Origin of the sequence: Nodosilinea sp. LEGE 07298 (genome assembly GCF_015207265.1) — a bacterium.
Classification (GTDB): Bacteria; Cyanobacteriota; Cyanobacteriia; order Phormidesmidales; family Phormidesmidaceae; genus Nodosilinea.
The window spans coordinates 1-7536 of sequence record NZ_JADEXE010000313.1 but is presented as its reverse complement, the minus strand read 5'-3'; the positions used below and the strand labels follow the sequence as shown (position 1 = coordinate 7536).

Genomic DNA, 7536 nt, shown 5'->3' with positions numbered 1-7536 from the left:
GTGCGGAGTTGTTCGCCCAGGTGCGTTCGCTGGTAAACACGGCTCGCCGTCAAAGCATCTCTGCCTTTGACGCTATCTCCCGTGCCCTTACCTCACAGCAGGCTGATTGGCTACTGAGTTGAGCAATCACACTTTTTGTAAAAAGTCGTTCTTGGATTCTTCTAAGGCGCGTGCCAAGTTGCCCTGGCTGAGTTCTCTCGGTAAACACTGGGCCATAGCCGTTAAATCGGTACCATCGGCAGCAATGTAGCGCTTGGCATCGGCTAAGTCTGCGGCGTAGGCAGATGCGGACAGGCTAGAGGTGAGCCAGAGTAGACCGGCTAGGCATGCGATCGCAAGACGCTGAGCAACGCCACGGGTAAAAAATCTAAAGACTGGCATGGTGCTTGAACCTGTGGAAGAGCGTCGTTGGTTTTATTGTAGTCAAATAAAAATAATAGGGCGCAGGGAGCACTGCCCACCCAACAGTCTTCACGCCGTCTGTAGACCTTCACACCATAAACGCATCTCTCCACTAATTTTCCAGCGCGTTGTCGAGAATCTGTCGGGCATCCTCGGCCTGGGTGCGGGCTTCTTTAAAGCGCAGATTGCTCTGGGCAAATGACTTTAGTACCTTAAACCCGTCTTTTAGCTCGGTGAGCTGATCGTCGGTCATGGGGTCATCGGTAAATAAAAGGTCGACTAGCTGTCGCACCTGTAGCGCTTCGTCGCGGCTGGCCTGCACCTTAACTTTGAGGGTGGCCAGTTGGTTTAACACCTGGATGGCCTCTACTACAGAATCTTCCTGTTGCTGCACGGCGGCTGAGGTGGTGGTAGCTTGTACTTCGACGAGTTGCTCGGCGCTAAAGCCATCGGCTAGAGCCGTGGGGAGTGCGCCCTCATCTAGCATGGTCATGAGCTGGTCAAGCGCCTTTTCACGGGCTTTGCGAGAATCTTTGCCGGATACTGTGAGAACAACGTCTGGACTTTGGGCCAGGGTGTATTGAACCATTGTGATAGATCGTATGTACTGCTCTTGAGTATACGCTACCGGGGTGCTCTAACTACGCGCCATCTCCACACTGTTTCAGCGCTGCATCATAATTTGATTATTCTTGCATACCACCCTGCACCACTGCCCGCAGCCGCTCGTGCAGCTCTGACTCATCCCGCCTGGGTACAAAAGGCTGAATGACCTCGACCTGGTGCCCGAGGGACGACCCTTCGGGTTCGACTGGGCGAAAGTCGGGTACCTCTGGATGGGTTTTGCCAGTAAATTCGCTGCTGGTGTGGCTGCTAGTATCAGCTCGGCTTTCAAACGCTGCGTGAATTGTCGGCTCTTCAATCGTCGGTTCTTCTACCGCCGCAGATACTTCTGAAACGGCAGGCTCTTCTACGGCTTTTAGCCCACTCGTCACATCAACGGCACTTGTCTGATCAAAGGGGTTACGTTGAGCGGTTGAAGCCGCTGGTGCTTCCCTGATTAAATCTGCCTGATCGGGTTCTGTTTGATCAGATTCGGGGTGGGGCAATTCTAATTCTGGGGAAGGCGGCGCGGAGTGAGGTGTAATCTCTGGCGAGGCTGAAGGCGCAACGCGGCCCTGAGTAGATGGCTCTGGCCCGACCCCGTATCCGATGGGGTAGATCAATGTCTGACCTAAAATAATTGACTCAAACTCGCGGTTAAAGTGGCGAATTGGCTGTCCTCGCCGCTGCCAGAGCTTGAGAATTTGGTCAATGGAAATAAGCTTGTAGCGTCCCTGATAGAGGGCTTCAGTAATGGCGTGGCTGACCCAAACGGGACCGAATTCGGCTAGCCAACCGGCAGCTATGGCTTTAGTTTGATAAGACTCAGCATCAAAACTGTAGCTGGTTAGCAGCTGATAAACGGCTTCAATATCGGCAAAATTATTGGAGTGAGTCATGGTGAATGCCTATGCGTTAACCCACATTGGCCACAGTATTAAAAAAAGACAGTATTAAAAGAAAGATTGAAAAAGGTTTTCGTCTAGCTTAATTATAATTCAGGGTAGTGGTTAGCATCGTAAGGTTGATTACCGTTGGCGGATCGCTATTGCACCACTACATCGCTGGGCGTACCGGGGGCAGCATCGAAGGGGGCCGTGCGCCCGACCCAGTCAAAGGCGCTAATGCGAAACCCTAAAAAGCCGGTGTCCTGTTTGGGGCTGTAGGTAAATAGCAGGCCATAGGCGCGGCGACGATATTCAAAGATCAGGTTGGTGTCGATGGTGCGCCCGGTATCTAGATTAATAGCCGTTTGAAAACCCGCTAAAAAAGGGCCATAGATTTGCTGAATAATGCCTCCCGATAGCACGGTTTGGTCAACCGAGCGATCGAAGAGAAAGGGAGATGTGTCGCCGCCTAAAACGCTGCGGCTAAAGCCAATATTGAATTGAGTGTAGTCGAAGGTGTTGCGCTGCAGGCGGCCAAGCTGCCCTCCGATCGCAATTCTGCCCTCGATCGTCTCCTGTAGGTCATTGCTGGTGTAGTAGGTGACTACCCCGCGCAGCCCTACGCCTAGGCTCAAATTGGGCACCAGAGGGCGTGGCGAATAGCGTAGCCCTTCGGTTTGGGTGGCGGGTAGGGGTTGCCCCTGCCACAGCAAGAAGCTGCGGCTGAGGTCAGCAGATCCCTGAAACCGAAACAGGCTGGCCAGCCCGATGGTAGATCCAGGACTGAGTAGATTAGGGCGATCGGTATTGGCCGTGACGTACTGCCCAGACACCTGATAGTTGAGGTTAAGGCCCGTATTGCCCAAGGTAATATTGGGCGATGCTAGCAGCAGCCCCAGGCTGTTTTGCACATCTTGAAAGCCCAGCGAGCCGTTGAAGAGGCGATCGCGGTAGCTGTACTCAAGGTTGAGCCGATGGGTACCCACCAACCGCTGAGCCCGAAAGCTGGCCCGCAGGCGATCGCTCAAGTTGGCCAAGTCGAAGCCAGACAGGTTGAAGTTGCCCGAGGCAGATGTACGCGGCCCCAGCGGACCGTTAACCCTGGCGGCTAGGCCAAAGTTAGCCGGGTCAGCGATGTTGTAATTTGAGCTGCCCAGCCAGCGAGAGACAAAAAACTGGGGGGCTACGGTAATGCTAAAAGGGCCTGCGCCACCAATGGGAATAGGAGCTTCAACAAAAAAACCATCGCGATCGCGGCCATCAATGCCAATGCCAGCGGGCAGAGGGTTTAAGGCATCGGACGGCAGCTGCCCCTGGGTCAGTAAAAAGCGATTTCTGAATAAAGGAATGCTCAGGCCCTGACTAAAAACCAGCCGGGGATTTTCAAAAACCAACTCTTCCTGAATTTCATTTATGGGAGTGAGCCGCGCGGTGCTGGCCCTAAACTCCAGGTCGGGCGGCGAAAAAGGGTCATTGGTTAGCCGAATGCCCTCGGCATACCAACCGTCAGCATCAAAAGAAACCTGATCGGCTTCAAACCGCAGTCGTTCGATGTTGCCCTGCTCGCCACTCAGCAGCACTTGGGTATCGCCCGTGGCCAGCGCAATGCCGCCGGGGCTAGTCGCCTGAGAGATAGAGGGCTGGTTTTGAAGGCGATAGTCGAGGGGCAGCCCAGCGACGGGGCTGGATGGAAGGGTTGAAAAATCGTCCTCCAGGGTTGATAGCTCCAGCTCACCACGACTTTCGGTGATAGTGCCTGCCCCCTGCAGCAGATTATAGGTAGCCGTTTCGCCCTCAATAATCTGATTGTTGCGGTTGAAGAATACGTTGCCCTCAGCCCGCAGGTAACGGTTGGCCAAATTGGCCCACAGGCGATCGGCAGCCAGCTGGCCGGTGCCAAACTGCACCAGTACATCTCCACTGGCGGTGACAATTTGCCGTATCGGTTCAAAGACCTGTTGGTCAGCCCGCAAAAAAATGGAGGTGACAGCGTCAGACGGTGTTTCTGGTGGTGTTTCTGGCGATGTATTCGGGAAAATATCTGGGTCTGGCTCTGGCTCTAATTCTGGCTCGCTGAGCGGGGGGGCAGAATTGTCGGGCGCAGTCTCTACGGGTGCAGCCTCTAAGTGAGGAGATTCTAAAGACTCTGGACCGGGCGACTCTAGATTCAGCGGGGCTGGTTCACCGAGAGGAGCATTAGGGATTGGTGGAGTCTGAGCCAGAGGGCGCAACAGATCTGCCTGAGTCAGGTAGATAGGGGCAGGAATAACGGTGGCGGCGATCGCCTCTGATGACTGAAGGGTAGCCACCGTTGACGCCGGTCCTGCGGGCTGATGTATCTGGACAGCAGTTGACACCAGCACGACTTCAGCCAGCTGCGGGGGCGGGGGCACAGAGGGCAGAATCAGCGGCAGAGGCATGGGCTGGCATTACCAAAGCAAAAACAAAGCCCGACAGGCGGGCTCAACTAGGCCGTGGCTAACCGCTTGATGCCAGCATGAACTGATACCCAGCGTGAACCATGTACCGATGTATTCCTGGCGGCAGCATGGGGAGCCGCCGCCAGACTAAAGACCAACTTAAAGGCCTTAAGTTCCGCAGGGGTTGGAAGCGCTAACTTGGCTTAGGTGATTAGCCTAGGCATAGCTAGCTCGCGCAACCAACCCACCTTTGCGGATTAAACCCTAGTCCATATCTTGCCGACCGGGGTTGCGGGAGGGGTCGCCGCTCAAAAAGCCAAACACAAACAGGGCCACAAAAAACGTGACCACGAGGTAAACCACAATCTTGAGGGTCAGCATGAGTTAGGTCTCCAAACCGCTAGCAGAGTAGGCCCCAGACCTGCCCAAACAGCATCATCGTTTCACAGGTTGAAACGGCCCTGGTGCAGGACTAAGCTTGCCCTATCATATCGCCAAACGTTCGCCTGTCTAAATGCCTTGACCATTACCACTGCTTTTGCAGCCAGTCCCACAATCCGCGCAGCCAGGTTTCAATCACGTATAGCACCCAATCTAGACCACGCAGTACAGCCACCAGCGGCGCATCAATGTAATCGACCTGGGTAACTTGGGCCTCTATAGCGCTGGCGGAATTAAGCTGTTGCTGATCTGTTCTGTGTGTGTCTGGGGCGGCTGAATGCTGTGCTGAAACGCTGACGCTGCCAGCCGGGGTTGCTGTCCGCAGCGCGGTCTGCGCCCCAACGATACCCAGTGGAGATGACAAGTGCTCAACTACCGCCCGAGAAGGGGCCACGGTCAGGGCTGCGGCCTCATCAGTATCAGCTGGGGTGGCGGTAAGGCGCTTAAGCATGGGTGAGGCTTCGAACCGAGGTGCGCTGTAGCCTTGGGTGCCCCCATGCCAGCTAGCTCTGGGGTCGAATCTTACGGTCGGGGCTGTGGGATGAGCTGCGGGATCGGTCGGGTGGCGTCGGGCGATCGCCTGCTGCTGTCTGGCTTCACCAAACAGGCTGGTAGCGGCTGCCAGCGGGCTGGTTTGCAGCCAGCGCAACGCCACCGGTAGCCAACGCAGGGGAGGCAGCGCAGCTGGGTTGACTGTAGGCAGCGGCAACCAGGGCTGCTGCAGCGTGTGGTCTAGGACGTGGCGACGGCGCAGGCGGCTATACTCTGCCAGCATGAGCACCATAGCCTGCTGCAACCGCTGCTGCTGGTCGTCGGTCAGCCCCGCAAAAATGTCGTTATCGACGGTGACTAGTACCACCTGCCGCGTCGTCAGGTCTGAGGCAATGCCGCGAATGGAGGCCTGCAACCGAATCAGGTGCCACTGACCAGCAGTGAGCACGGCTCCGGCCCGAGACTGCCGCAGCCATTGACCATATCGGTTGACCAGGCTCAGCCCCATCGGCTGTTTTCCTAGAGTCTGCACGACCGGGGGCTGAATGATAGACAACAGGGCGCGAATAGGCGTGTCAGCCTCTACCAGCTCTGGGATGTGTTTGCCGCTGATTTTGGTCCACAGCGGCTGCCAAGGATGTGTAGCTCGCAGCTGCCGGTAACCTGTTCTCAGCCCCTGCACCGCGACATAGAGCGGGTAAACCGCCACCTGTAGTCCCCAAACCGCTGCCGTACGCCCCTGCCGCAGCCAATGCTCGGCACCGCGAGCTATCTGTCGATACCCCGCCACGAGGCGAGCTACGGTTTGGCTTTGAAACGGGCGGGACGAAGTGGCCATAACTCTGCCTACGCTTCTGCCTAAACTGGGGGAACTGCTTTTGATCATACCGGAGCCATGCCCCTCGCCACCGTTTGCCCTGTACTGCCACAGCCGATCTTAGCCACCTGCGATCGCCTGCGTGCCCTCAGCCGAAAAGATGTCCGAGCAACCTGGCACAGCGGCCCAGCAGCATCAGAATCGCTGAACGTTCCTGCGGATGACATCTGGAAATCCTGGCCCCTGGCCGCCCTCGACGATCGCGGCTACATCACCTGGCCCCAGGGTAAAGTGCCCCTCTGGCTGCACCAGCGCTTTACCTGGCCTACCGACCTTAACGGCTACCCCCTGGAGGGGCTGACGGCGCGGCTGGCGCTGCGGTGGTGGGCCAACCAGGCCGATGTTTTTGTTAACGGCAAGCACGTTCAATCGGGGGACATTTTTGACTGCTGGACTCGCATTGTGCTGACGGAGGCTGTAGTGCCGGGGGCATTTGTAGATGTCTCTCTCAAGTTGCTCAGCCCCGGCCACGACGAAGGGGCACTGGTGCAGGCGGAGCTGGTGTTTGAAAGATTATCGGGTGACTGTCCAGAACCGGGTTTTGTGGCTGACGAGCTGGCCGTACTGGCCACTTACCTGGCCCAGTTTGAGCCTGCGTCCCTGGATGCAGTGGCTGAGGCACTGGAGGGCATTGATTGGGCATCTGTGGGTGAGGATTTTCTAGGGGTGGTTTCTGATCAACGCGATCGCTTCCATCAATCTCTTCTAAACGTGCGGCACTCGCTTAATCCCTTATCTCCTTGGCTGAAGCAGCGCACGGTGCACTGCCTCGGCCACGCCCACCTCGATCTGGCCTGGCTCTGGCCGGTGGCCGATACCTGGGAGGCTGCCGAAGCCACCTTTCGCTCGGTGCTGGCGCTGCAAAAAGACTTTCCAGAGCTGACCTTTAGCCACTCGTCGCCAGCCCTGTTTGCCTGGCTCGAAGCCCACCGCCCCGACCTGTTCGCCACCATTCAGCAGCGGGTGAGAGATGGGCGCTGGGCGATCGATGCTGGGCTCTGGGTCGAGCCCGACTTGAACCTGCCGGGGGGCGAGGCGATCGCCCGCCAGATTCTCTACGGCCAGCGGTACTGCGCCGAGAAATTTGGGACGGCCAGCGCGATCGCCTGGCTGCCCGACACCTTTGGCTTTTGCTGGCAGCTGCCCCAGCTGCTCACCCAGGGCGGCATTCGCTACTTTGCCACCCAAAAGCTGCGCTGGAACGACACCAACCCCTTCCCCCACGACCTGTTTACCTGGCAGGGGCCAGACGGCAGCGAGATTACCGGCGTTACCCTACCCCCCATCGGCACCGATATCGACCCCGTGGCCATGGCCCAGTACGCCTGCCAATGGGAGGCCAACACCGGCTGCACCGATGCCCTCTGGCTACCCGGCGTTGGCGACCACGGCGGCGGCCCCACCCGCGACATGC

Annotated in this window: 6 protein-coding genes and 1 pseudogene; 1 reads left to right on the top strand and 6 read right to left on the bottom strand. The window is 57.4% G+C overall.

Features of this window, described 5'->3' with window-relative positions; translation table 11 throughout:
• Window positions 1-126: 126 nt before the first annotated feature.
• From IQ273_RS27795 to IQ273_RS27770, 6 genes are all read right to left on the bottom strand, one after another.
• On the bottom strand, window positions 127-381 hold the full coding sequence (locus IQ273_RS27795; protein WP_194026373.1) for a hypothetical protein: 255 nt from the start codon (window positions 379-381) through the stop codon (window positions 127-129).
• A gap of 133 nt (window positions 382-514) precedes the next feature.
• A complete protein-coding gene (locus IQ273_RS27790; RefSeq protein ID WP_194026372.1) occupies window positions 515-991 on the bottom strand; it encodes a hypothetical protein in 477 nt (158 codons plus the stop codon).
• A gap of 97 nt (window positions 992-1088) precedes the next feature.
• Window positions 1089-1904 (bottom strand): hypothetical protein, encoded by an 816-nt coding sequence (locus IQ273_RS27785; RefSeq protein WP_194026371.1) that lies wholly within the window; start codon window positions 1902-1904, stop codon window positions 1089-1091.
• Between the two features lie 146 nt (window positions 1905-2050).
• The gene (locus IQ273_RS27780) at window positions 2051-4312 is read right to left on the bottom strand and encodes a DUF3769 domain-containing protein (RefSeq protein ID WP_194026370.1); all 2262 of its coding nucleotides are present in this window, start codon (window positions 4310-4312) and stop codon (window positions 2051-2053) included.
• A gap of 264 nt (window positions 4313-4576) precedes the next feature.
• Entirely contained in the window at window positions 4577-4693 is a 117-nt protein-coding gene (locus tag IQ273_RS27775) for a photosystem II reaction center protein I (protein ID WP_106870448.1), read from the bottom strand.
• A 145-nt stretch (window positions 4694-4838) separates the two neighbouring features.
• Window positions 4839-6083 (bottom strand): hypothetical protein, encoded by a 1245-nt coding sequence (locus tag IQ273_RS27770; RefSeq protein WP_194026369.1) that lies wholly within the window; start codon window positions 6081-6083, stop codon window positions 4839-4841.
• Between the two features lie 57 nt (window positions 6084-6140).
• On the opposite strand from IQ273_RS27770, the pseudogene IQ273_RS27765 reads away from it, so the two are divergent.
• A pseudogene (locus IQ273_RS27765) lies at window positions 6141-7536 on the top strand (alpha-mannosidase); the annotation flags it as partial.